This window comes from Streptomyces marokkonensis (assembly GCF_039539045.1).
Lineage (GTDB): Bacteria > Actinomycetota > Actinomycetes > Streptomycetales > Streptomycetaceae > Streptomyces > Streptomyces marokkonensis.
The window spans coordinates 1-25,417 of the sequence record NZ_BAABCQ010000024.1 but is presented as its reverse complement, the minus strand read 5'-3'; the positions used below and the strand labels follow the sequence as shown (position 1 = coordinate 25,417).

Below are 25,417 nucleotides of genomic sequence, written 5' to 3'. Positions count from 1 at the left end.
GCGCCCGGTACACCCCCCGGCCGCGCAAAGTCACCCGCGACCGGCCCTGCCTCCCGCCTCTCCCGGCCCTCCCATGCCGCCCGGCGTCACCAGCCCCGACTCGTACGCCACCACCACCGCCTGCGCCCTGCTGGTCAGGCCCAGCTTGGTCATCGTGCGGTTGAGGTGGGTCTTCACCGTGGCCTCGCTGATGAACAGGCGGTCGGCGGCGTCGGCGTTGCTCAGGCCGCGGGCCACCAGCTTCAGGACCTCGGCCTCCCGGGTGGTCAGTGCCGTCAGCCCGGGCGGCGGTCCGGCGTCCGACGGCTCCGGCCGCCTCGTGTCCGACATCTGCGTGAACGCCTCCACCAGCCGCCGGGTGACCGCGGGAGCGAACAGCGCGTCACCCCCGTGCACCGCGGTGACGGCGGCCAGCAGCCGTTCGGGGCCGGCGTCCTTGAGCAGGAATCCGGAGGCCCCGGCGCGCAGGGCGCCGTACACGTACTCGTCCAGGTCGAAGGTGGTCAGGACCAGGACGCGGGGCGCCGGGTCCACCGCCTCGGCGAGGATCCGCTCGGTGGCCTGGATACCGGTCATGCCGGGCATGCGGATGTCCATCAGGACGACGTCCGGCCGGGTACTCGCGGCCAGCGTCACCGCCTCGGCACCGTCGGCCGCCTCACCGACGACCTCCATGCCCGGCGCCGCGCGCAGCAGCGTGGCCAGTCCGCTGCGGACGAGGAACTGGTCGTCGACGACGAGCAGCCTTATCGGGTCGTCGTACGGCCCGTCCGGCGGGCGCTCCCCCGGCCGGTCCGCCGGGCGGTCCGTCGAGCGGTCTGCGTCGGTCATTCCCTGACGGCGTCTCCCCGGCGTGCGGTCTGTACCGGCGTCGGCAGGGTCAGGCGCACGCCGAAACCCCCCTCGCTGCGCGGGCCGACGGCGATCGTCCCGCCGTAGAGCTTGGCCCGCTCCCGCATTCCGATCAAGCCATGGCCACCGCGCTCGGGGATTGTGGCCGAATCCGTGCCCTCGCGGATCCCCTCGCGGACCCCCTCGCGGACACTTCCCTCCGGGCCGTCGTCGGTCACCGAGACAGCGACCTCGCCCGCGCGGTACGCGAGCTCGACGGTGGCACACGCCCCCGGCGCATGCTTGAGCACGTTGGTGAGAGCCTCCTGCACCACCCGGTAGACGCACAGCTGGACGCCGGGTGGCAGGGGTCGCGGTGCGCCGGCGACGCGCAGCTCCACACCCACGCCGCCGGAACGCACCCGGGTGACCATCTCGTCCAGCTGGTCGAGACCGGGAGCGGGTGCGCCGACCGCGCCCTGGACACCGTCGGCGCGCAACAGGCCGAGCATGCGGCGCAGTTCGGCGAGAGCCTCGCCGCTGGCACCCTCGATGGTGTCCAGGGCGCCGCGTGCGGTGGGGGCGTCGGAGTGGAAGACGAAGCGGGCCAGTCCGGCCTGGACGTTGATGACGGCGATGTGGTGGGCGACCACGTCGTGCAGCTCCCGTGCGATCCGGACGCGTTCCCCGGCGACCTCGCGGCGGGCCCGGTCGGCCTGTTCGGCACGGAGCTGCCGGGTGAGTTCGCTGGTCCGGCGGGCAACGTACCCGAAGCGCCACAGCACCAGCGGGAAGCCCACGGCCTGCCCCACGACCGACGCCATCGCCTCGGCGTCGCTGACCACTCCGGCGTAGACCCAGACACCGGCGAGCAGGGCGGCGCACGCGGCGGCGATACGGGTGGGGCGCAGGGAGGCGACGGTGTAGACGGCGAGCATGGGACCGAACGAGCCGACGACGGGCCAGTAGCCGAGGGTGACGTAGACCGCCCAGCAGGCGTGGACGGCGAGGCAGACGGTGACAGGGGCCCGGGTGCGCAGGGCGAGCGGGAGGTTCAGCAGGGCGACGAGTGTCCAGGCGAGCGGGTCGAGCGCGGGCCACCCCTGGGCGACGGCCTCGGTACCGAGCAGGACGGCCACGGTCGTCAGCGCCGCGGCGATCAGGCCGTCGGCCGCCAGGGGGTGCAGGCGCATTGCGGCAGCGTAAGTCCGCCCGCCCGGCGGCCGCGTCCCCCTTCCGCCGTACCGCGGAAGTTGCAGGAACCGGGCGCCTACCGCGCTGGGTGGGGTCCCGTGTCCACCCACTGCGGGATTCCGGGACGTGCGGTGCGGCCATAGGTTCTCGGTGCGAACGATCCGCAGGGGGTGTGGCGGTCCGTCCCGTATCCGGGGGAGGGCCGGACCGCCGCACGAGGCCCGTGACGAGGCCCGTAACGGGCTCGCACGGGGTTCGCACGGGGGTGGGACGGCGGCTCGTGCTGGGGGGCGCGGGTGAGCCGTTCCGGGAGCCTGTCCGGGCGGGGTGCCCGAGGGAGAGAGGACGGGCGGCCACGCGGACGTATACGCGGACGGGGGCGGGGGCGCGGGCGAGGGCGCGGGGGCGCCCCGCCCCCGCGCCTTCGCGCACTCCCCTCTTCCCTCTCTCCTCATCCCCTCCCCGGCGCGCTCAGTACCGCGGATGCACCAGCGTCGACGGCGGCAGGCCGGCGATCCGGGTACGGGACGCCGACCGGGCGTCCCGGGCCAGAGCCGGGGACGTGAGGGTGTGCGGGCGGGGAGCCGTCGGGTCCAGGCACAACTCGGGGGTTTCGCGGGCGGCCAGGAGGAAGCCCCAGTCGCGGGGGGTGCGCGAGGTGGCGGGCGTACGGTCGGGGCCCGGTGCGAAACCGGTGTCCCGGGCGTCGACACGGTAGGGGGCGGTCCGCAGACCGGCCACGCGGAGCGTCGCGTCCACCGTCCAGAAGGCCCGGGTACGTGCGGCCACCGGGCCGGCGTGCACGACCAGCCGCCCGTCAGGGGCGAGCAGCCGCCGGAGCAGGCCGTAGAACTCCTGTGAGTACAGCTTCGTGCTGGCTGTGATGCCGGGATCGGGCAGGTCCGAGATCACCACGTCGTACCGCGCGGTGGGTGTCGAGCGCAGTCGGCGGAAGGCGTCCGCCGTGGTGACGTGGATGCGCGGATCGCCGTAGGCGTGCTCGTTCAGCTCGGACAGGCCGGGGTCGTGCCGGGCCAGCCGGGTGAGCCCGGGGTCGAGTTCGACGACGTCGACGCGGCGCACGTCCGGGTGGCGCAGCACCTCGCGCGCGGCGAGGCCGTCACCGCCGCCGAGAATCAGCACGCGTGCGCGCGGGCCGCTCATCGCCGGGTGCACCAGCGCCTCGTGGTAGCGCCGCTCGTCGCTGCCGCTGACGCGCAGCCGGCCGTCCAGGAACAGGTCGAGGGGCCGCCCGTCGGGTTCGCCGGTCAGCACCACTTCCTGTACGTCGGTCTGGACGGCCACGCGGACGTCCTGGCCGTACACCGCGTGACGGGCGGCGCGCTCGAAGTCGTCGGCGAGGACGGTCGCCGTGGCCAGGAGGGCGAGCACGACGACGTTGGCGGCCAGCAGCAGCCAGCGGGCCCGGCGGGTCATGTCCCGCCGGAACAGGCCGAAGACCAGGGCGGCGCCGACGAGCGCGTTGACGGTGCCGGTGAGCAGCGCGCCGGTCAGCTGGCCGAGGAAGGGCAGCAGCACGAAGGGGAAGGCGAGGCCGCCGACGAGCGCGCCGACGTAGTCCGCGGCGAACAGGTCGGCGACGGCGCCGCCCGCGTCCTGGCGGCGGACGCGCTGGATCAGCTCCATCAGCAGCGGCACCTCGGCACCGATCAGCATGCCGATCGCGAGCGAGAAGGCGACCAGGAGGAAGCGCGGACCGTCGGCCCACAGACCGCCCCATCCGCCGGTCCAGGCGAACACGGCGTACAGCACCATCGCGCTGGAGCCGCCGACGAGGGCGAGGACGGCCTCGACCGCGCCGAAGCCGGCCGCCGCGAACCGGCGCAGCCGTTTGGCGGCGAGCGAGCCGAGACCCATGGCGAAGACCATGACGGACAGGACGACGGACGCCTGGGTGACCGAGTCGCCGATCAGGTACGAGGCGAGGGCCACGAGTTCGAGTTCGTACACGAGCCCGCAGGCCGCGCAGACGAACACGCCCGCCAGGACCAGGAACCGCCCGGTCGCCGGCCGGACGGGAAGCCGCGCCGGTGCCCCGGGCCCGTGCGGGGGGCCACCGGAGACACCAGGGGGGCCATCGGAGCCGTCCGGGGCACCCCCAGAGGTGCCGGGGCCTCCGGGGCCGCCGGAGCCGCCCCAGGACGGCGGTGAGCCGGGCGGGGCGGGCGCGTGCGGTTCGATCACGAGGTGACGTTACGTCACTCCCGCACTGCGCTTCGTCACCCACACGTGTGAAACTGGCGTTCCCTTGGCCACCGCAGGTTTATCCCGCCCGGGCCCGCAACGCACCCACTCACACCCCGGACCGACTGAGCTGCGACGTCGGCACCCGGACACCCACCCGGGTCCGGGTCGCCACCAGGTGGCCGTCCTGCGGATAGGCGTGCCACGTTCGCCAGTGCACCTGCCCCCCGCACCGCTGGGCCAGCAGCGCGGTGAAGGCGTGCGGGCTGCCGGGGAAGACGCCGGCCAGGCCCTGCGGGTGGTCGGCGACCAGAGCCAGCAGCTCCTGGGCGCGCCCGGCGAAGGAGCCCGGCGTCAGCACCTCGACGCGGGCGGCGAACTCGTACTCCCAGTCGCCCACCCGCTTGGCAACGCCCAGCGGGAGGGGAGTACTGCTGCCGGGGATGCACGCCACTGTCTCGGAACAGCTGCCCTGCTCCTCCTCGAGCAGGACTTGGTGCGAGGCCCCCAGAAGTCTCAACTGCATTTTGGCGCCAGTCAGTTCGAGGTCGAGACTGGCGAGCGCGGGCAGCGGCTCGCGCCCCAGGGCCCAGGCCAGGTCGGCCGCGCGCGTGTCGGTGTAGGCGGTTTTCAGGGTCGTGAGCATGGATCGGCTCCGCAAGCACACAAGGAGAGGAAGGTGTGGGGCCTGCGCATCCCGGCCACTGCCGGGGATGCGGCCCGCTCAGCCCAGTCGGCCGGTCAGGAGGGGGGTCAACAGGTCGTCCGAGGAGCTGCGTTGGTGATGGAGAGGGAATCATGAACTGTGGCGCCGCCACAGCGTTTTTACCCAACTTCGTGGCGTTTCCATCCCTCAGGGGGCTCCACAGCTCAACTGTTCAACCAAGGCGCACACCCCGCCCGCGATGCGCGCGCCGGTGCGTGGGAGCGCCCACCGGGTGTGTTTCCCGGTGGGCGCTCGTGATGGGGCACCGGGCCCGGCCCCAGGCACGGGCCCCGTGACGGGAATGCGGTTCCCCCCGCGGGAGCTCAGCTGCCCCGTGTCAGCCGCCTCCGCCGCCTCCACCGCATCCGCCGCCGCCTCCGCCCCCACCCCCGCAGGACGACGACCCGCCTCCGCAGGACGAGCCACCTCCGCAGGAGTGGCCTGAATCGCTCCCACCGGAGGTGGAACCGCCGTCTCCCTCGCAAGAGGGCGAGCCGCCGTCTCCCCCGCCGTAGGGCGAACCGCCGGCTCCTCCGCCGACCCACCAGCTGTTGACGTTTCCGTCGCCGCCGCCGCTCGACGCCCGCGAGTGCCGACCACGCGACCGGCCCGTGGACGAACCGCTCCCCGCCGCGGAACGCCGCACTCCGGACAGCAACCCTCCGATCACCAGTACGGCGAACACGATCAGGATGATGCCGACGACCATGGCTCACCCTCCTTCCGCTTCCCGGGCTCGCACCCGGATCCCCCGAAGCAACCCCCCGTTGGGCGCCTCGCACTCTGTGCGCTGTCTCTGTGCGCTGTCGCTGCCTGAAGCCCGGTGAAGCTCATCGCGTGAACGGGAGATGCCCCTCTCCGCCACGCCCCAAAGCAGAGTTGAGGAACATCTGAGGGTCTATCGACAAAAACCGCCCCTGACCTGCACCGACGTGCGAGTCGCGGGCCGTCGGCGGCTCACTGGGCCGTCTGTGGGCCGTGGCCTCTTCCGGGCCGTACCGGAACACGGGGGGACTCGTTCACGCGCCGGTCCCCGCCCGACGGCGGGAGGCGGAGGCGGTGTGGCCGGTGCCCTTGCAGGCCGGGCAGGGCAGGCGGCGGGTCGCGCGGGTACCGTCGCGGTGCCGGGTACTGGTGGACGCCAGCGTGCTGGGCTGCCGGATTCCCGGCTCTCACCTGCACATGGTGCGACGGAACAACGACAACGGCGCCTGGGCGAAGTCAAGCGTTCGCGCGCCGTCCCGGTCGAGACCTCGCATCCGCACACTGATTCGCCGCGTCGATACCGACCTCACCCGACGACGAACGCGAGCAGATCAAGGACGCCACCCCAAGCTATGCGCGCCTGGGTACGGATGACCGTGCTCAGGCCCTGGCGATTCGACGGAAGGCGTCGGCGTTCTCCGAAGCCCACTGCCGGAACGGGCGAGCCGACGTTCCGGTGACCTGAGAAACCGTGTCGCGCACCATCAGCAGCTCGGGGTTCACGTCTCCACCAGTGACGTCGAGCACCGCGTCCGCGGCCTCGGCCCCGAAGACCGCGACCATCTGCGCGCGGGCCTGCCGACGGTTGATCTCGGCGAAGGGAACCTCCCGACCCAGTACTGCCGCGATGGCCTCTACCTGCTGTCGGGCGGTTATCGGCTCTGGCCCGGTCAAGGCATACGTGCGTCCGTGGTGGCCGGGCTCGGTCAGTGCCACCCGTGCCACCGATGCGATGTCCGCGGGGTGGATGGTCGGCAGCGCGGTCTCGGCGTACGGCGCGTGGACGGTCTCGCGGCCACGGATGGACGCAGCCCACATCAGGGCGTTCGACGCGAACTGCGTCGGCCGCAGGATCGTCCAGGCCATGCCGGTTTCCTTGAGCAGTTGCTCCACCGCCAGGTTCTCGTCAGCGGGGCCGAGGTGCGGGTGGGTCTGTACGGTGATGGACGACACCAGCACGACGTGCTCTACTCCCGCCTGCCGGGCGGCTTCGAGGACGTCGGCGTCCGAGCCCAGACCCGACACAAGAAACAGCGAACGCACCCCCTCCAGCGCGGGCTTCAACGACGTCGGCTCTGCGAAGTCGCCCTCCACAGCCTCGACCCCGTGAGGGAAGACGGCCCGTGCGGCATCACGGGTGAACCCTCGCAGCGGCCCGACACCGTGTGCGTGCAGCTCCCTCAGCAGGGCACTGCCTATGTTTCCAGTGGCTCCGGTCACGAGGATCACGAGCGGGTCTCCCATCGTCGGACGATCGAGTAGGAGACACGCTAGAACCTCAACAATGCTTCAGGTCAAGAAGACGCCGGCGGCGTGTCCCGCACGGCCGGAAGCTCCCGTCCCAGGCGTGCGAGCGGGGACAAAGCCATCAGCGCCGGGGACAACATCATTCCCGCAGCCATCACCAAGAGGCTGGTGCGCAGCCCCCACTCGATCGCGAGAAACCCGCCGAGCAGGGAGCCGAGCGGAGCCGTCCCCATGCCGACAAACGTGATCGTCGCGGCCGCTCGGCCCTGCAGCTCATCCGGAGTGACGGCCTGCCGCACCGCCATGACCGTGACATTCACCAATTGGCCGGCGATCCCGAACACGAAGTTGATCAGCAGGAGCGCGGAAACCGTCACCGCCGAGGAACCGTGCAGCGCAGGCACACACAGGAACACACCGTCCCCGAGCGTCGCCGCGGTCACGAGCACCGCACCGTATCCGAACCGGCTCGGCAGGCGAGCGGCCAGCATCGACCCCACAAGCGCGCCCGGCCCCGTCGCCGCGAGCGCCAGCCCGACTGCGGTGCCCGACAGGTGCAGTTCCCGCGGCAGGAAGAGCAGATAGACGGTCATCACCGCCGCGAAGGAGAACTGGAAGGCAGCCGAGGCCAGACACACGGTCCGCAGCGAGGAATCGCCGACGACAAAGCGGAGGCCCTCTTGGATCCGTCGCCATACCCGAGGAGGGCGTTCTGAGCGTTCCGGGATCGATTCGGTCCGGCGGATCCGTCGGATCGACAGGAACGACAACGCGAAGAACACCGCGCTGGAGGCGGCAGCGATCGGCGCCGACAGCAGTGAAATCAACGCACCGCCGAGGGCGGGCCCGCCGATCTGTGCAGCGGACCGGCTGCCCTCGAGCGCGCTGTTGCCCTGCAGCAACTGGTCGCGTTTCACCAGTCGTACGAGAGACGCCTGGTATGCCACGTCGAAGAACACGGAGAGGGCCCCGACGGCGAAGGCGACCACGAGCAGCGCGGGCAGGCCGAGCCAACCGAGGAGACCAGCCACAGCGGCGGCGCCCAGTATCAGGGCCCGGCCGGCGTCCGTCAGCACCATCACCGTGCGGGTCCGCCACCTGTCCACCCAGGCGCCGACGACGAGCGAGAGCAACAGGATCGGCGCCTGCCCCACCGCGCGGAGGACTCCCATCTCGCCGGCGCCGGCGTTTAGCGTCAGGACGGCGAGGAGCGGGAGAATGATCAGAGTGGTCTGTTCGCCAAGTTGGGAGGCCGTCTGCCCCACCCAGAGTCTGCGGAAGTCGCGATCCCGCCACAGACTTGGTGAAACAGATCGACTGGAATCGGATACAGCGAAGGAAGTGGGCGGCACGGAGATCCCTTGGTTGCCGACGACGAAGCCCATCACCCGGCGCACACCAGGTACGCCTGCGATTCAGACAGGGGGAGGCTCGCTGTGCCGCAACATCAAGGGCAGCACGCGATGACAGGCCGATCACGGCCTACAACGTCAACGCGCGCTCGGACGACCGACCATGCTGTCATCTCCTCGTGGGTCACTCGCTGCCCGAAGATTAACCCTCGCAGGCTCGGAGCGAAAGACGATTCCCGTGGCAGAAGGCCGGGCACCGGGCCGGCATGCCCCCCGCGCCCCAACGTGAAGGTCTCCTAGACAACGTTCGGAACCAGGCCGAGATGCCGCAGGTGCTCTGGGACATTGCGGGTCGTGCACAAGCGACGTCCCGTGTGGCCGTTAGGCATGAGAAGTTCGAAGCGACCGGCAATGCCGTGGTGGGCGAGGTCTTGGCACGCCGCACCGCCGTCCTGCGGGAGAGCCGTGCCGTCCTGGAACAGAGCGTCACGGCTCTCGAGGAGTACGCCACGCAGGTCGACACCATTGACCAACTCCTGGCATTGCGCGATGAGGCGGAGCGGGATGAGGCGGAAGCGTCGACGTACACCCACTTGCTTGCGTCGGCTGCCACGGATACAAGCACAGAGGCCGTTGATGCCATCAGGAAGGAAGCGGAGGTTGCCGCCTCAGTCCTCTGTAGCCGCGGTGCCATGAGCAGTAGCCGTAGGTCATGGGTTCCGTCGTGGCCGCAGCCGGGCTGTTCTCGACGTTCTGGTCCTGCATACTCTCGTTCACGTCGGCTCCTGGTCGGGAGCCGGGTTCCCGGCGGCCTCGCGATTCAGGGCGAGTTCGGCATCGCGCAGGTGACGGCCCGACGTGTCCTCACGGAAGCTCCGGGCAGCAGGGTTGGCTCAAATGCAACCGGGCATCGGGACGTTCGTCACCGAGCTGCCGAAGCCGTAGCGGTAGCCGCCCGGCGGGACCGTTCTGACCACGGGTTTCGCGAAGGCCGGGCCCTCTCCCCGTGCAGGCCGCCAGGCCGTCCCTGGGCCGTGCGAGGGGGGCCGACGACGACCGACGATGACAAACGTCGACCGGCCACCCCCAGGTCAGAGGGGGTTTCTGGAAGATCGCCGCAGGTGGCCGGGACCGAAGGTGAGTTGAGGAACTCCAGAGCTTCGGCGCAGGATGACCGCCATGACCCCCATGAGCTCCAGCGCCCGCCCCTTCCTCAACCGCCGGCTCGCCGAGTTCGGGACGACGATCTTCGCCGAGATGTCCGCCCTGGCCGTAGAGACCGGGGCGATCAACCTGGGCCAGGGCTTCCCCGACACCGACGGTCCCGAGGAGATCCGGGAGGCCGCCGTACGGGCACTGCGCGACGGACGCGGCAACCAGTACCCGCCCGGCCCCGGCGTTCCCGAGCTGCGCGCCGCCGTCTCCGACCACCAGCACCGCCGGTACGGCCTGTCCTACGATCCTGACACCGAGGTCCTGGTCACCGCCGGAGCCACGGAGGCCATCGCCGCATCCCTGCTCGCCCTGCTGGAACCCGGCGACGAGGTCGTCGCGCTGGAGCCGTACTACGACTCGTACGCGGCCTGCATCGCGATGGCGGGCGGCACGCGCGTACCGGTGACTCTGCGCCCGGAAACCACGGACGGGCGGGCGGCCTTCCGGCTGGACCTCGACGAGCTGCGCGACGCGATCACCGACCGCACCCGGCTGCTGCTGCTGAACACCCCGCACAACCCGACGGGCACGGTCCTGACCCGCGACGAACTGGCCTCGATCGCCGAGCTGGCCGTCGAGCGGGACCTGCTGGTGGTGACCGACGAGGTTTACGAGCACCTGGTCTTCGACACGGCCGAGCACATCCCGCTCGCGTCCTTCCCGGGGATGCGCGAGCGCACGGTGACCATCGGGTCGGCCGGCAAGACGTTCTCGTTCACAGGCTGGAAGGTCGGCTGGGTCACCGCCGCGCCCGCACTGGTCACGGCGGTCCGTTCGGCCAAGCAGTACCTGACGTACGTGGCCTCCGGGCCCTTCCAGTACGCCGTGGCCGAGGCCCTGCGCCTGCCCGACTCGTACTTCGCGGACTTCCGCGCGGACATGCTGGCCAAACGGGACCTGCTCGCGGGCGGCCTGGAGCGGGCGGGTTTCAAAGTCTTCCGCCCGGCCGGCACGTATTTCATCACCACCGACATCCGCCCCCTCGGCGAGAGCGACGGCTTCGCCTTCTGCCGCGCCCTGCCGGAGCGCGCGGGCGTGGTGGCGATTCCGAACGCCGTCTTCTACGACCACCGGGAGGAGGGCGCGCCCTTCGTGCGGTTCGCCTTCTGCAAGCGGGCGGATGTGTTGCAGGCAGCAACAGATCGACTACTCAAGCTGTGGAAGGACTGAGCCTCGAACTCGCCACACTGTCCGCTCTTCTGTGGGCTGCGAACGGTTTTCCGTAGCCAGACAACTCAACGCGCGGACCAACTCGGCAGGCGAGCACTCGCACTTCGTCAGCGGGCGTCTGCCTCGGGCTCCGGGCGCGGGAGCTCGTCGAGGTCGAGGGTGAAGGTGCGGCCGTCGGCCAGGGGGACGGGGAGCTTGCCCGTGCCGTACTTGTGGATGTGTGCCGCGATGTACCCCGTGGCGGTCGGCTGGGTGTGGAGGACGACTTCCTGCGCGTACGGGTCGACAACCAGGTAGACCGGGATGCCGTAGCGGCCGTACTTGGCGGTGCAGTCGTCGTAGTCCTTGCGCGCGGAGGAGGTCGAGACGACCTCGGAGATCAGCAGGACGTCCTCGAAGCTGTAGCGCCTGCCCTCCTTGCGTGCCTCCTCGCGCAGGATCGCGAGGTCGGGAGCGGAGTTCTCGTCGGCGGGGAAGTCGATGTACGGTCCGGGCAGGTCGCCGCGCGACCCGTGAACAAGTGTGCGAACGAGGAGTCGGCCGGATCATCGCCGCGCCGGCACTGGTCACGGCGGTCCCCTCGGTCAAGCAGTACCTGACGTACGTGGCCTCCGGGCCCTTCCAGTACGCGGTCGCCGAGGCCCTCGCGCTGCCCGACTGGTACTTCGCCGCCTACCGCGAGGACGTCACCACCGACATCCGCCCCCTCGGCGAGAGCGACGGCTTCGCCTTCTGCCGCGCCCTGCCGGAGCGCGCGGGCGTGCCTGGGCGGGTGAGCGGAGGGGGAGGGGCGTGTGCCGGGAGCTGGAACGGCGAGAGCCCGGCCCCGGCACACGACCTCGGTGGGTCGGTGCCCGGCCGGGCTCTCCTCACGCAGGGCGGACTATTCGCCGTCCTCGTCCGTCGGCTTGTCCGACTCGTTGACCTCCTGCTCCAGGCCGAGCTGCTCCACGAGCCACCGGTCGAACTCGATGGCGGCGCGGACCCAGCTGACCGTCGAGGAGACGAAGTGCTCCAGGCTGACGCCCATGCCGATCAGCATCTGGGCCTCGCCGATCAGGCGGACCGTGCCGTCGTCGTGGGTGTGGGAGTACACCTTGGGCCACAGGGTGCGCCGGTTCCAGTCGTCGATCGACTCCAGCAGCTGCGGCTTCTCGTCGATCTGGTGGGGCCGGTCGTAGAACGTCCGCACCGAGAAGACCTGCTGGTCCCCCTCGCCGCGGAACATGAAGTACGTACGGAACTGCTCCCACGGCGCCGCGAGGTCACCCTCGTCGTCGACGACGTACTTCAGCTCCATCTGTTCGAGGAGCTGCTTCACAAGATCCTGATCCGGGACGACGGGGCCCGCAGGTCCTTGGGACTGCGGCTCGGGCTGCTTGCCCCCGAAGTTCGGAATCGAGGACGGGTCGATGGTCACCGTGAATTTCCCTTCGTACGGATCTCGCCATCCTCTCCCATGCGGGGAGGGGCGTGGCAAGCCCGCCGTGGCCCTGTCAGCCCTGGGCTGACATGATCCGGCCGGTCGGGTGGACGTACGGCGGACGGAGGCGGGTCGTGAGACGGACCCGGAACGCGGTGGTGACGCCCGAGGACAGCGAAGTGGTACCGCGGGGACGGACCAGGTGGTGGCTCTTCGCGGCGCTCGCGACGCTGCCGGCGCTCGTCCTGCTCCCCTTGCTCCTCGTGTTCGTAGGCATCCTCCTGTCCGACGAGAACGGCCCGGGCGGTGGCCGGAAGTCCGACCACTCGCCCTGCTCCGAGGCGCTCGCGTTCGGCGGCGCCACCTTGCCGGACGGCGCGCGGCCGGTCGGGAAGTGCACACTCCACGGCTTCCAGGACACTCACTACGGCACGTCCTTCCGCATGCCGCGCACGGGTGTCCAGGTCTGGCCGGCGCACACCTACCCGGACGCCCCGGCACCGGAGACGGAGTTCTGCGCGGGGGACGACGTCGACCTGTGTCTGGGTCTGGGCCATGCCCGGGGCCTGCCGGACGGTGTGCGGGCCCATGCCGTGGAGGTGCGGGTGGTGTACGAGGACGATGCCCGGACGGCACTGGTGCGGTTCGCGGCGTTCACGACGTGACGCGCGCCGGCCCGCCACCCACCGGGGGCGACGGGCCGGGCATCGAGTCGGCGCTACAGCGTCTTGCCGCTCGCCGGCCCCACGATCAGGTCGTCGCCGACACGGTCCACGCGGACCGTGTCGCCGTCCTTGATCTCGCCGGAGAGGATCTCCCGGGCGAGCCGGTCGCCGATCGCGGTCTGGACGAGGCGGCGCAGCGGCCGGGCCCCGTACGCCGGGTCGTTGCCCTCCTCCGCCAGCCAGTCCAGGGCCTCGTCGGTGACCTCCAGCGTGAGCCGGCGCTCGGCGAGGCGCCGGGCCAGGGCGCCGATCTGGAGCCGCGCGATCCGGCTCAGCTCCTCCTTCGACAGCGCCGAGAAGACGACCAGGTCGTCCAGCCGGTTGAGGAACTCCGGCTTGAAGGAGGCCCGTACCACCTCCAGGACCCGCTGCTTCTTCTCCGCCTCGCCGGTCGTCGGGTCGACCAGGTACTGGCTGCCGAGGTTGGAGGTGAGGACCAGGATGGTGTTGCGGAAGTCGACGGTGCGGCCCTGACCGTCGGTGAGGCGTCCGTCGTCCAGTACCTGGAGCAGGATGTCGAAGACCTCGGGGTGCGCCTTCTCGACCTCGTCGAGCAGCACGACGGTGTACGGCCGCCGCCGCACGGCCTCGGTCAGCTGGCCGCCCTCCTCGTACCCGACGTATCCGGGCGGGGCACCGACCAGCCGGGCGACGCTGTGCTTCTCGCTGTACTCCGACATGTCGATGCGGACCATGGCCCGCTCGTCGTCGAAGAGGAAGTCGGCGAGCGCCTTGGCCAGCTCGGTCTTGCCGACGCCGGTGGGGCCGAGGAAGAGGAAGGACCCGGTGGGCCGGTCCGGGTCGGCGATCCCGGCACGACTGCGGCGCACGGCGTCGGAGACCGCCCCCACGGCCTCCTTCTGCCCGATGAGCCGCTTGCCCAGCTCGTCCTCCATCCGCAGCAGCTTCTGCGTCTCCCCCTCCAGCAGCCGCCCGGCGGGGATACCGGTCCAGGAGGCGACGACGTCCGCGATGTCGTCGGCGCCGACCTCCTCCTTGACCATGGTGTCCTTCGCGACCTCCTCCTCGGCCTCCGAGGCGGCCTCCAGGTCGCGCTCCAGGGTCGGGATCTCGCCGTACAGCAGCTTGGAGGCGGTGTCGAAGTCGCCGTCGCGCTGGGCGCGTTCGGCCTGTCCCCGCAGATCGTCGAGCTTCTCCTTCAGCTCGCCGACGCGGTTGAGGGACTGCTTCTCCTTCTCCCAGCGGGCGGTGAGGCCGCGCAGTTCCTCCTCCTTGTCGGCGAGGTCGCGGCGCAGTCGCTCCAGGCGTTCGAGCGACGCGGCGTCGGTCTCCCTGCCGATCGCCAGCTCCTCCATCTTGAGCCGGTCGACGGCGCGCTGGAGTTCGTCGATCTCGACGGGCGACGAGTCGATCTCCATGCGCAGCCGCGAGGCGGCCTCGTCGACGAGGTCGATGGCCTTGTCGGGCAGGAAGCGGGAGGTGATGTACCGGTCGGACAGGGTGGCGGCGGCCACCAGCGCGCTGTCCGCGATCTGCACCTTGTGGTGCGCCTCGTACCGCCCCTTGAGCCCGCGCAGGATGGCGATCGAGTCCTCGACGGTCGGCTCGGCGACCAGCACCTGCTGGAAGCGCCGCTCCAGCGCCGGGTCCTTCTCGATCCGCTCCCGGTACTCGTCGAGCGTGGTCGCGCCGACCATGCGCAGCTCACCGCGCGCGAGCATGGGCTTGAGCATGTTCCCGGCGTCCATGGCGGAGTCGCCGCCGGCCCCGGCCCCCACGACGGTGTGCAGCTCGTCGATGAAGGTGACGATCTGCCCGTCGGAGTCCTTGATCTCGGCGAGGACGGTCTTCAGCCGCTCCTCGAACTCGCCGCGGTACTTGGCCCCGGCGACCATCGCGCCGAGGTCGAGCGCGACCAGCCGCTTGTTCTTGAGGGACTCGGGCACGTCCCCCTTGACGATGCGCTGGGCGAGCCCCTCGACGACGGCGGTCTTGCCGACGCCGGGCTCGCCGATGAGGACGGGGTTGTTCTTGGTGCGGCGGGACAGCACCTGCACGACGCGCCGGATCTCCTGGTCCCGCCCGATGACGGGATCGAGCTTGCCCTCTCGGGCGGCGGCGGTGAAGTCGGTGCCGAACTTCTCCAGCGCCTTGTACTGACCCTCGGGGTCGGCGGTGGTCACTCGACGCCCTCCCCTGGCCTTGCGGAAGGCCTCTTGCAGCTTCTTCGCACTGGCACCCTGCCCCTCCAGTACCTCACCGGCCGCGCCGCCCTTCGCGGCGATGCCGAGGAGCAGGTGCTCGGTGGAGAGGTACTCGTCCCCGAGATCCTTGGCGCGGGCCTGGGCGTCGGCGACCACGGCGAGCATCTCACGACTGGGCTGCGGCGGCGCGACCGTGGACCCGGTCACGCTGGGCAGGCCGGCGACGATGCGCTCGGCGCCGGAGCGCACGGCGGCGAGGTCGGCCTCCACGGCGGCGAGCAGATCGGTGATGTTCTCGTTGTCCTGCCCCTGAAGCAGGGCCAGGAGCAGGTGGGCGGGGGTGAGGTCGGCGTTCCCCTCGGTCACGGCCCGGTTGCTGGCCGCGTTGATCGCGTCCCGGCTCCGGTTGGTCAGCTCGGCGTCCACGTTCTGGCTTCCCTCCTCGCGTCGGCCGTCGGCGGTCGGCCGTGTCTCCCAGTGCTGACTCGGACAACGTACACAAAGTTGAGCCTATTCCGCTCAAGGAAGAGCCGCGGGTTGTGCCCCCTCCGTACGATCACCGGCTTCCCCTCCGCGAGTGCCCACACGGCGCGAGAAGATTTCCAGCCAGGTCGGCGACAGGGAGGTACAGGGAGGTACTCCGAAATGTCACCGCAAACGACAGCGGCGTCACCGTGTTCAGGTCACGGTGACGCCGCTGCCGGGGGGAAGCACCTGAGCGATCTGTTGCGACGGGGGAATCGCGTCAGGCACTGCGGGGGGTGGCTGAGATGGTCCTCACTTCGGGGATCTCCGGCTGCGCGAGCCGGTGGTCCCGCTGGTCCAGGTTCACAAAGATCATTCCGTACCGGATGGCACACCGCACGGGCTGCGGCGCCCCCCGAGGCCGCCGCAGACACCGGTAGGCGCGCACGTCGCCGTCCTCGTCCAGCGTGACGACGACCGGCTCACCGAAGACGGTCACCATCAGGGAGTCACCGGAGTGGGGAATCGCGGTGACCAGGTCGATGAAGTGCCAGCCGGAGCGATAGGCGGTGGCCATCTCGCGCCGGAAGGAGCGGTCGTCGGGTGGCGTCGTCATCGCGATCAGTTCCAGGAGGTGTCGTCGGTGTGATCTCCGCCAACGACCACTCGGATCGACTCGGTACCCGCCTGGACATCACTGGACTCGCCGGCCAGGCCGCTCGCGGCCCCAAACACCACGACGGCGGAAAGAGCAGCGGCAAGTACCGAGCGAAGCATTCTCTTACTCATAGTCGGCTTCGTCCTCACTCGATGGTCTCCTCTTCCCCCGTCAGATAAGACGATGGCTCATTCAGGCACGTCATGGCCACACAATCGGTGCATCATGTTCCTGCATGTTCAGGACCCTGGGGGGTGGACAATTGGGGACAAACGAGACACAGACGGCACATCCCCATGCCATAACCGAACTGTGTGACGAAGGCAGCCGAATATACGTCGGTGCCCTACGTGCCGGTCGTGTCGCTCGTGCGGACATCGAGTCGGCCCCCTGCCTGATGGAATTCGCCCTGCTCCACCCTGATCCCGACGACGCCACCTGGCTGCGCCCCGTGCCTCCGACGGTCGCCCTCGCACAGCGTCTTCATCCGATTGAACGGGAGATCACGGAGCGCAGGCGCCTCTCCGTCCAACTGGCTGACGTCTTCGAGCCGTTCATGGCCGCGAGCACCCAGAGCAACGCGTCCGCCCACGCCATCACTGTGCTGGAGGGCAGGGACCGGATCAACTCGGCGCTCAACCTCGCAACCTCCGAGTGCCAGACCGAGGTACTCGCCGTGCAGCCCGGTGGCCGTCGGCTGGAGAGCAACCTCTTGAAGGGGCTCGAGCGCGACAGACCGCTGATCGAGCGCGGAGTGCGATTGCGGACGCTGTACCAACATACCGCCCGACACAGCCCCGAGACCTTGGCCTACGTGGACCAGATCGCCAACGGCAAGGTCGAGGTACGCACGATCGATGAACTGGTGGAGCGGCTCATCATCTGCGACGAGACCGTGGCCTTCATCCCGACAAGAGAGGACCGGCAAGTCGCCCTGGAACTGCGCCACCCCGGTCTTGTCCAGTATCTGATCAAGGTCTTCGAGTTCATGTGGTCACGCGCGGTGCCGCTCAAGACCGGAACGCCGTATGAGACCGCCCCCGACGGCATCACCGACATCCAGCACTCCATCGCCAAGCTCCTCGTGGAGGGCCACGTCGACGAAGCCATCGCCCGCCGCCTCGGCATGAACGTCCGCACCTGCCGGGCGCACATCGCAAAACTGGCGACAGCCCTGGGAAGCGGAAGCCGCGCCCAGCTCGGCTACCTCATAGCCCAGTCAGGGATCCTCGAGCAGGCGCACCGGGATCTCGGGGGGGAAAGCCACGCATGACTGACGGGACGCACCGGCACGGAGACGAGGCACTGTGCGAGACGGGTCTCGAGCTGTACTCCCGCGCACTGCGTGAAGGCGGTGTGCCCAGCACCACGGCAGCGACGGCGCCCTGTCTGATCGACATCGGTCTCCTGCACCCAGTCATCGACGACCTGGACCGGCTGGAGCCGACCGCACCGACCGTCGCCCTGCAACGACTGCTGCGCACGTCGGAAGACCGCATAGCCCGTGAGCGACGGCGTGGTGAACACCTGGCGGATGTCTTCGAACCCCTCATGCGCCTAGGCACGCGTGCGGCGGCGAGCGAGGACACTCCGGCACTCAGAATCCTCAGTAGCAAGGAGCGGACCGGACAGGCCATCGAGGACGCCATGGCCGAGGGCAGGCAGGAGTTGCTGGCGATTCAGCCCCACGATTCGAAGGTCACCAGGCGCCCTGACATCCTCGCAGGAGCCATCAAGCGGGACCAGGCCTTTCTCGACCGTGGCGCTCGCATGCGCGCTCTCTATCAGCACACCATCCGTCACGCCCCGTACGCACGCGCCCGTTACGAGCGCCTGACAGGCGACGTGGAAGCCCGCACCCTCGACGAAGTGACCGAACGCCTCATCATCGTGGACCGCACCGTCGCCTTCATCCCCGCCAGCGCCGACCGCACCCTCGCCCTCGAAGTACGCCACCCCGCCCTGATCGCCTACTTCATCAACACCTTCGACCGGCTCTGGCACCTGGCCACCCCCATGCACCCCCAAGCCGTCCGCCGACCCACCCTCAACGGCATCACCCCCCGTCAACGTGCCATCGCCGCCCTCCTCGTCGAAGGACACACCGACACCGACATAGCCGACCGCCTCGGCATGAACGTCCGTACCGCCCGCGTCCACATCGCCAAACTCGCCGCCACCCTCGGCAGCGAGAGCCGGGCACAGCTCGGCTACCTCATCGGGCGGTCGGGGATTCTGGACCAGGAACACTGACGGGGGCGGCCGGCGCCGTGCCGCGCGGGGAGCCGTCCAGGCCCGCATGGGCGATGCGTACCCCCAACTGCGTGCGACTGGTCGCGCCCAGGGTCTCCGAGAGGCGAGCGATGTGGGCGCGGGCCGTGCGGACGCTTATCCCCAGGCGCTCCGCGATCACCGCGTCCTGGTGGCCCTCCGCCAGGAGTGCCGCGATGGACTGCTCGCGGTGGGAGATGCCCTCGATGCCGGTGTCGGGGAGTGGGGCGGTCAGGGGGATCGCCAGGCGCCACAGGCGCTCGAAGACGGTGCCCAGGTAGGCGACCAGTGCGGGGTGGCGCAGCTCCAGGGCCATCGTGCGCTCGTTGTTGGCGGGGATGAAGGCCACCGTGCGGTCGAAGAGGATGAGGCGGTCGACGACCTCGTCGAGGGTGCGGGCCTCCACCGTGTCGCCCATCAGCTCCAGGTAGTTGAGCAGGCCCTGCCCGTGCCGGGCGACGTGCGTGTACAGGTCCCGCATCCGCACCCCGCGCCCGCGCAGCGCCAGCGCCCGGTGCAGCCCTTCCGACAGTTCGGCCTCCCGCCGGATGCCGCCGGGCTGGACGGTGAGCACCTCCGTCGTGCACGCCTGTGTCGCCTCGTCCATCGCCGCCTGGATGCGGGCCAGGCCGTCGAGGACCCGGATCGCCGTCCCCTCGGCACCGGCCGACGTCTGGATCTGCCGGCCGAGGCCCGCGTACCACTCGAAGGCCTCCACCGCGGAGCCCACCCGCCGCTGACTGGCGCTGACCTCGTCGTGGACCCCGCGCAGCAGGCGGGTCATGACCTCCTGCGGGGAGGTCGGCACCAGCCAGTCCATGTCGTCGGGGTCCGGGTGCAACAGAGCCAGTTCCAGGAGGCAGGGGACCGGCTCGGCGTCCCGGCGCTGCAACCGGCCGCGTCGTACGGCCCGGGAGTACACGCGGTCCCCGGCAGCGCACAGCCGGTCGGCACCGTGTGGATGCTCATCCGCCCCGTGCCCGGCCATCACCCATCCCACCCCCGGTTCCGGCTCTTTCCGCAGCGCAACTATGCGCGGCCGGGACCGGGTCCGCAACACGGCTCCGCACGGGACAGCGGCCGGAAAACACCGGTTACCACCGGTATGCCAGGGGTGACCTGTCGGGCCGGTCGGGGACTACTTCAGCCCGATCTCCGCGCATTCCTCCGCGTACTTGGCGGTGCAGATGTCGGAGACCTTATAGAAGCCGTCGGCGATGACGGTCTCCTCGATGTTGTCCTGGGTCAGGGCGACGACCGGGACGAGCTGTGCGGGGATGCCCTTGTGCGTGGGGCTGTCGACCTTGTCGTGGGCGAGCGCGTCGAACTGGATGTCCCGGCCCTGGATCCGCGCCACGGCCATCTCCGCGGCGCTCTCGGCCTGCTGCGGGTAGGACTTGTACACGCTCATGTACTGCTCGCCGGTGACGATCCGCTGCACCGCCGTGAGTTCCGCGTCCTGGCCGGTGATCGGCGGCAGGTCGGTGACGCCCGCGTCCTCCAGGGCCTTGATGACGCCGCCCGCCATGCTGTCGTTGGCGGAGTAGACGCCCGCGATGTTCTTCAGGCCGATCTTCTCGATCGCCTCGATCATGTTGGCTTCGGCGTTCTGCGCCTTCCAGTCCTTGGTGTCGAAGGACTGGGCGATCGTCACCTTGCCGTTCAGCTCGGCCATCGCACCCGCCTTGAACTGCTTGGCGTTCGGGTCGGTGGACGCGCCGTTCATCATGACGATCTTGTCGGAGCTGTCCGCGTCGCCGCCGAGCGCCTCGACGAGGGAGCGGCCCTGGACCTCGCCGACCAGCTCGTTGTCGAAGGAGATGTACGCGTCGACCGGGCCCTCGGCCAGCCGGTCGTAGGCGATGACCGGGATGCCCGCGTCGTCGGCCCTCTCCACACTGGTACCGATGGACTTCGCGTCGACCGCGTCCAGGACGATCACATCGACCTTCTCGTCGATCATCTGCTGCATCTGGGCGGCCTGCTTCGCGGCCTTCCCCTCGGCGTTGGCGTACTTGACGTCGCCCTGCTCGCGCGTGAGCTCGGCGACCTTCGCCTTGAAGAAGGGGTAGTCGAAGTGCTCGTACCGCGTGTTCTCCTTCTCCGGAAGCAGCAGGCCCACGGTGATGTCGTCGCCCTTGGTCGGACTCGCCTCGTCACTGGTCTCCGACGCGCCCAGCACGCCACAGGCGGACAGCGAAAGGGCCATCATGGAAGCGGCCACGGATATGGCGATACGACGGGCACGGCTGTTCACTGCACTTACCTTCCGACACACGGGCGTTGTGGTGACCCAGGTGAAGGAAGCCAACGCTGTCTTCACTAAATCGTCAAGAAGTACTAGACCAATGAGACAGCAACGTTGCGAACAGGCCCGGAGGTTCGGTCGAACCTCCGGGCCTGTCGTCGCCGTTCTGCCTTGTGGGAGCGGTCAGTCCGGGGACTGACCGCGCCGCTTCGGCCGCCACACCACCAGGGCGCTGGTCTGCTGTACCTCTTGGTACGGGACCAGGTCGCGGCGGTAGGACGCGTGCACCGCCGCCTCGCGCTGGCGCATCGCCGTCGCCGCGCCGTCGAGGGCGTCCTGCAGCTCCGCCATGCGGGCCTGGAGCGCGGCGACCTGGTTCTCCAGTTCGATGATGCGCTTGATTCCGGCCAGGTTGATGCCCTCGTCCTGCGACAACTGCTGCACCGTACGGAGCAGGTCGATGTCGCGGGCCGAGTAGCGCCGACCGCGGCCGGCCGTGCGGTCCGGGGAGACCAGGCCGAGACGGTCGTACTGGCGCAGGGTCTGCGGGTGCAGGCCGGAGAGCTGGGCCGCCACCGAGATGACGTAGACCGGGGTGTCCTCGGTCAGTTCATACGGATTGCGTCGACGACCGTCCATCTCCGTCATGCTCCCTTCGCGGCCTGGAACAGCTCCGCCCGCGGATCCTCGTCCGCGGTCGCCTCGCGATACGCCTCCAGCGCATCACGAGCCTTCCCCGACAAGTCCTTCGGAACACTCACCTCCACGGTGACCAGAAGGTCACCGCGGGTGCCGTCCTTACGGACCGCTCCCTTGCCCCGGGCGCGCATGGTGCGCCCGCCCGGTGTGCCCGCCGGCAGCTTCAGCGTGACGGGCGGGCCGCCCAGGGTCGGGACCCGGACCTCGCCGCCCAGGGCGGCCTCGGCGTAGGTGACCGGGACCGTGACGGTGAGGTTGTCGCCCTTGCGGCCGAACACCGGGTGGTCCTTGACGTGCACGACCACGTACAGGTCACCCGCCGGGCCGCCACGCTCGCCCGGCGTGCCCTTGCCGCGCAGCCGGATGCGCTGACCGTCCGACACTCCTGCCGGGATGCGGACCTGCATGGTCCGGGAGGACTTGGCGCGTCCGGAACCCTTGCAGACGTCGCAGGGGTCCTCCGCGATCAGACCGCGGCCCTTGCAGTCCGGGCACGGGTCGGTGAGCGAGAAGCCACCTCCCGAGCCCCGGGCGACCTGACCGGTACCGACGCAGGTCGGGCACACGCGCGGTGTGCCGTTCTTGTCGCCGGTGCCCGAACAGGCCTTGCAGGGTGACTGCGAGGACATCCGCAGCGGGACCGTCGCGCCCTCGATGGCCTCCATGAAGCTCAGGGTGACCTCGGACTCGATGTCCTGGCCGCGCCGCGGCTGGGTCCGCGTGCCGGTGCCGGCGCCGCCGGCTCCGGTGCGGTTGAACAGGCCCCCGAAGACATCACCGAGCCCGCCGCCGAAGCCGCCGGCCCCGCTCTGGCCCCCGCCCCCGCCCTGGGCGCCGCCTCCGAAGAGGTCGCCCAGGTCGAAGTTGAAGGTGCCGCCGCCGCCCGCGCCCGGCCCCGGACGGAAACCGCCGTTGCCGAAAAGGCTGCGGGCCTCGTCGTACTCCTTGCGCTTCTTGGGGTCACCGAGGATGTCGTTGGCCTCGGAGATCTCCTTGAAGCGCTCCTCCGCCCTGGCATTCCCCTTGTTGGCGTCCGGGTGGTACTCGCGGGCGAGCTTCCGGTACGCCTTCTTGATCTCGGCCTCGGTGGCGTCCTTGGGGACGCCGAGGACCTTGTAGTAGTCCTTCTCGATGAAGTCCTTGGTGCTCATCCCCGACGTCCCTCCTCTCTCGTCACTTCGAGCTCAGCCCTCCTCCGGGCCACCGCTCTCCTTGTTCCCGGCGGACCCGGCGTTCCCGGCGTTCCCGGCGTTCCCGGCGTCCTCGGCGTCAGCAGTGCCTCCGCCGTTCGCGGCGTTCTCCGTGGAGTCGGCCTGTGCCTCGGTGCTCTCCTCGGCCGGTTTGCCCGGCTGCGCGCCCGGCTGCGGCTCGGCGACCGCCACCCGCGCGGGGCGGATGGTGCGCTCGCCGATCCGGTACCCGGGCTGCAGAATCGCCACGCACGTCGTCTCCGTGACGTCCGGCGCGTAGGAGTGCATCAGGGCCTCGTGGATCGTCGGGTCGAAGGGCTCGCCCTCCTTGCCGAACTGCTGGAGGCCCATCTTGGCGATGACCGCCTCCAGCGACTCCGCGACCGACTTGAAGCCGCCCACGAGTTCGCCGTGGTCCCGGGCGCGACCGATGTCGTCGAGTACGGGAAGCAGCTCGGACAGGAGGTTCGCGACAGCGACCTCCTTGACCGCTACGCGGTCCCGCTCGACCCGGCGGCGGTAGTTCTGGTACTCGGCCTGGAGTCGCTGGAGGTCCGCCGTGCGCTCGTTCAGCGCGGTGCGTACCTGGTCCAGCTGGGCCACCAGGCCCGCGTTCTCGTTCGCGTCCCCGGCCGGGGCCGCCCCCTCTTCGGAGGCGGCGGCCTGCGGCTCGGCGTCGTCAGGAGTGGCGCCGGAAGGGACGTCGGGCTTCTCTTCAAAACCCGGGGTCTCCTCCGTCACGCGGCACCGTCCTTGCGCTCGTCGTCCACGATCTCGGCGTCGACGACGTCGTCGTCGCCACCCTTGTCACCGGGGGCACCCGCGCCCGCGCCCGGAGCCTCGCCACCGGCGGCCTGCGCGCCCTGGGCGTCGGCGTACATGGCCTGGCCCAGCTTCTGCGAGACGGCGGCGACCTTCTCCGTGGCGGTGCGGATCTCGGCGCTGTCCTCGCCCTTGAGCTTCTCCTTCAGCTCGGCGACGGCGGACTCGACCTCGGTCTTCACCTCGCCCGGGACCTTGTCCTCGTTGTCCTTGAGGAACTTCTCGGTCTGGTAGACGAGCTGCTCGCCCTGGTTGCGGGACTCGGCGGCCTCGCGGCGGGCGTGGTCCTCCTCCGCGTACTTCTCGGCCTCCTGGCGCATCCGGTCGACCTCGTCCTTCGGCAGCGAGGAGCCGCCGGTGACGGTCATCTTCTGCTCCTTGCCGGTGCCGAGATCCTTCGCCGTGACGTGCATGATGCCGTTGGCGTCGATGTCGAAGGCGACCTCGATCTGCGGGACGCCGCGGGGCGCCGGCGGCAGACCGGTCAGCTCGAACATACCGAGCTTCTTGTTGTACGCCGCGATCTCGCGCTCGCCCTGGTAGACCTGGATCTGCACGGAGGGCTGGTTGTCCTCGGCGGTGGTGAAGATCTCCGAACGCTTCGTCGGGATCGTCGTGTTCCGCTCGATCAGCTTGGTCATGATGCCGCCCTTGGTCTCGATACCGAGGGACAGCGGGGTGACGTCGAGGAGCAGGACGTCCTTGACCTCGCCCTTGAGGACACCGGCCTGCAGGGCGGCGCCGATGGCGACGACCTCGTCCGGGTTGACGCCCTTGTTGGCGTCCTTGCCGCCGGTCAGCTCCTTGACGAGCTCCGCGACGGCGGGCATCCGGGTGGAGCCACCGACGAGAACGACGTGGTCGATCTCGGACAGCTGGATGCCGGCGTCCTTGATGACGTTGTGGAACGGCGTCTTGCAGCGCTCCAGCAGGTCGGACGTCAGCTGCTGGAACTGGGCCCGGGTGAGCTTCTCGTCCAGGTGCAGCGGGCCCTCGGCGGACGCCGTGATGTAGGGCAGGTTGATCGAGGTCTCGGTGGACGAGGACAGCTCGATCTTGGCCTTCTCGGCGGCCTCGCGCAGGCGCTGGAGGGCCATCTTGTCCTTGCCGAGGTCCACGCCGTGGCCCGACTGGAACTGCTTGACCAGGTAGTCGACGACGCGCTGGTCCCAGTCGTCACCACCGAGGTTGTTGTCACCGTTGGTGGCCTTCACCTCGACGACACCGTCGCCGATCTCCAGCAGCGAGACGTCGAACGTACCGCCACCGAGGTCGAAGACCAGGATGACCTGCTCGTCCTTGTCCAGGCCGTACGCCAGCGCGGCGGCGGTCGGCTCGTTGACGATACGCAGGACGTTGAGGCCCGCGATCTCACCGGCCTCCTTGGTGGCCTGGCGCTCGGCGTCGTTGAAGTACGCCGGGACGGTGATGACCGCGTCGGTCACCTTCTCGCCCAGGTAGGACTCGGCGTCCCGCTTCAGCTTCTGCAGCACGAAGGCGCTGATCTGCTGCGGGTTGAAGTCCTTGCCGTCCAGGTTGACCTTCCAGTCGGTGCCCATGTGGCGCTTGACCGACCGGATGGTCCTGTCGACGTTCGTGACCGCCTGGCGCTTGGCCACCTCGCCGACCAGCACCTCGCCGTTCTTGGCGAAGGCGACGACGGACGGCGTGGTCCTGGCGCCCTCGGCGTTGGTGATGACGGTGGGCTCGCCGCCCTCCAGAACGCTGACGACGGAGTTAGTCGTGCCCAGGTCGATGCCGACCGCACGTGCCATGGTGAATAACCTCCAGCTGACTTGAGTGGAACAGGCTCAAGTGTGCACGACGCCCGCCGCGGGGTCAACAG

20 protein-coding genes and 1 pseudogene are annotated in these 25,417 nt (G+C 70.0%); 5 read left to right on the top strand and 16 right to left on the bottom strand.

The window, feature by feature from the left end; all coding sequences use genetic code 11:
* Nucleotides 1-30: 30 nt before the first annotated feature.
* The 6 genes from ABEA26_RS08755 to ABEA26_RS08730 all read right to left on the bottom strand — a co-directional run bounded on the left by ABEA26_RS08755 (nt 31) and on the right by ABEA26_RS08730 (nt 8,553).
* Complete coding sequence (locus ABEA26_RS08755) at nt 31-831, bottom strand: response regulator (RefSeq protein WP_345590749.1); 801 nt, start codon at nt 829-831, stop codon at nt 31-33.
* Nucleotides 828-2,024: a sensor histidine kinase gene (locus ABEA26_RS08750; protein ID WP_345590748.1), complete on the bottom strand. Its 1,197-nt coding sequence runs from the start codon at nt 2,022-2,024 to the stop codon at nt 828-830. Before ABEA26_RS08750 ends, ABEA26_RS08755 begins: the two co-directional genes overlap by 4 nt.
* A 472-nt stretch (nt 2,025-2,496) precedes the next feature.
* On the bottom strand, nt 2,497-4,230 hold the full coding sequence (locus tag ABEA26_RS08745) for a polyamine aminopropyltransferase (protein WP_345590747.1): 1,734 nt from the start codon (nt 4,228-4,230) through the stop codon (nt 2,497-2,499).
* A gap of 109 nt (nt 4,231-4,339) precedes the next feature.
* A complete protein-coding gene (locus ABEA26_RS08740) occupies nt 4,340-4,876 on the bottom strand; it encodes a DUF2617 family protein (protein WP_345590745.1) in 537 nt (178 codons plus the stop codon).
* 1,425 nt (nt 4,877-6,301) lie between these two features.
* Nucleotides 6,302-7,150, bottom strand: coding sequence for an SDR family oxidoreductase (locus ABEA26_RS08735; protein WP_345590814.1), 849 nt, complete (start codon nt 7,148-7,150; stop codon nt 6,302-6,304).
* A gap of 65 nt (nt 7,151-7,215) precedes the next feature.
* Complete coding sequence (locus ABEA26_RS08730; protein ID WP_345590743.1) at nt 7,216-8,553, bottom strand: MFS transporter; 1,338 nt, start codon at nt 8,551-8,553, stop codon at nt 7,216-7,218.
* Between the two features lie 1,146 nt (nt 8,554-9,699).
* On the opposite strand from ABEA26_RS08730, the gene ABEA26_RS08725 reads away from it, so the two are divergent.
* Nucleotides 9,700-10,905, top strand: coding sequence for a pyridoxal phosphate-dependent aminotransferase (locus ABEA26_RS08725; RefSeq protein WP_345590741.1), 1,206 nt, complete (start codon nt 9,700-9,702; stop codon nt 10,903-10,905).
* Nucleotides 10,906-11,012: 107 nt separating this feature from the next.
* Here the strand turns inward: ABEA26_RS08725 and ABEA26_RS08720 are convergent, their stop codons facing one another.
* A complete protein-coding gene (locus ABEA26_RS08720) occupies nt 11,013-11,387 on the bottom strand; it encodes a Uma2 family endonuclease (RefSeq protein WP_345590813.1) in 375 nt (124 codons plus the stop codon).
* A 53-nt stretch (nt 11,388-11,440) separates the two neighbouring features.
* Between ABEA26_RS08720 and ABEA26_RS08715 the strand changes: the two are divergent.
* A pseudogene (locus ABEA26_RS08715) lies at nt 11,441-11,668 on the top strand (aminotransferase); the annotation flags it as partial.
* Nucleotides 11,669-11,788: 120 nt separating this feature from the next.
* On the opposite strand, the gene ABEA26_RS08710 reads toward ABEA26_RS08715, so the two are convergent.
* Nucleotides 11,789-12,325, bottom strand: coding sequence for a YbjN domain-containing protein (locus tag ABEA26_RS08710; protein WP_279566060.1), 537 nt, complete (start codon nt 12,323-12,325; stop codon nt 11,789-11,791).
* Nucleotides 12,326-12,462: 137 nt separating this feature from the next.
* Here ABEA26_RS08710 and ABEA26_RS08705 point away from each other — a divergent pair, with 137 nt between their 5' ends.
* A complete protein-coding gene (locus ABEA26_RS08705; protein WP_345590739.1) occupies nt 12,463-12,993 on the top strand; it encodes a hypothetical protein in 531 nt (176 codons plus the stop codon).
* A gap of 53 nt (nt 12,994-13,046) precedes the next feature.
* On the opposite strand, the gene clpB is transcribed toward ABEA26_RS08705, so the two are convergent.
* Nucleotides 13,047-15,644: an ATP-dependent chaperone ClpB gene (clpB, locus tag ABEA26_RS08700; protein WP_345590737.1), complete on the bottom strand. Its 2,598-nt coding sequence runs from the start codon at nt 15,642-15,644 to the stop codon at nt 13,047-13,049.
* Nucleotides 15,645-15,963: 319 nt separating this feature from the next.
* Complete coding sequence (locus ABEA26_RS08695; protein WP_279566063.1) at nt 15,964-16,299, bottom strand: hypothetical protein; 336 nt, start codon at nt 16,297-16,299, stop codon at nt 15,964-15,966.
* A 277-nt stretch (nt 16,300-16,576) separates the two neighbouring features.
* On the opposite strand from ABEA26_RS08695, the gene ABEA26_RS08690 reads away from it, so the two are divergent.
* Together ABEA26_RS08690 and ABEA26_RS08685 are read left to right on the top strand one after the other, a co-directional pair.
* Nucleotides 16,577-17,614: a helix-turn-helix transcriptional regulator gene (locus ABEA26_RS08690; protein WP_345590735.1), complete on the top strand. Its 1,038-nt coding sequence runs from the start codon at nt 16,577-16,579 to the stop codon at nt 17,612-17,614.
* Nucleotides 17,611-18,594, top strand: a complete 984-nt coding sequence (locus ABEA26_RS08685; RefSeq protein ID WP_345590733.1) for a helix-turn-helix transcriptional regulator — start codon at nt 17,611-17,613, stop codon at nt 18,592-18,594. The genes ABEA26_RS08690 and ABEA26_RS08685 overlap by 4 nt, the downstream gene beginning before the upstream one ends.
* Here the strand turns inward: ABEA26_RS08685 and ABEA26_RS08680 are convergent.
* From ABEA26_RS08680 to dnaK, 6 genes are all read right to left on the bottom strand, one after another.
* A complete protein-coding gene (locus ABEA26_RS08680; RefSeq protein ID WP_345590731.1) occupies nt 18,557-19,600 on the bottom strand; it encodes a helix-turn-helix transcriptional regulator in 1,044 nt (347 codons plus the stop codon). The genes ABEA26_RS08685 and ABEA26_RS08680 overlap by 38 nt on opposite strands.
* 150 nt (nt 19,601-19,750) lie before the next feature.
* Nucleotides 19,751-20,869 (bottom strand): sugar ABC transporter substrate-binding protein, encoded by a 1,119-nt coding sequence (locus tag ABEA26_RS08675; RefSeq protein ID WP_345590730.1) that lies wholly within the window; start codon nt 20,867-20,869, stop codon nt 19,751-19,753.
* Nucleotides 20,870-21,043: 174 nt separating this feature from the next.
* Nucleotides 21,044-21,499 (bottom strand): heat shock protein transcriptional repressor HspR, encoded by a 456-nt coding sequence (locus tag ABEA26_RS08670; protein ID WP_345590728.1) that lies wholly within the window; start codon nt 21,497-21,499, stop codon nt 21,044-21,046.
* Between the two features lie 5 nt (nt 21,500-21,504).
* The gene (gene dnaJ / locus ABEA26_RS08665) at nt 21,505-22,710 is read right to left on the bottom strand and encodes a molecular chaperone DnaJ (RefSeq protein ID WP_345590726.1); all 1,206 of its coding nucleotides are present in this window, start codon (nt 22,708-22,710) and stop codon (nt 21,505-21,507) included.
* 33 nt (nt 22,711-22,743) lie between these two features.
* A complete protein-coding gene (gene grpE, locus ABEA26_RS08660) occupies nt 22,744-23,490 on the bottom strand; it encodes a nucleotide exchange factor GrpE (protein WP_345590725.1) in 747 nt (248 codons plus the stop codon).
* Entirely contained in the window at nt 23,487-25,346 is a 1,860-nt protein-coding gene (gene dnaK / locus ABEA26_RS08655) for a molecular chaperone DnaK (RefSeq protein WP_345590723.1), read from the bottom strand. Before dnaK ends, grpE begins: the two co-directional genes overlap by 4 nt.
* Nucleotides 25,347-25,417 lie beyond the last annotated feature (71 nt).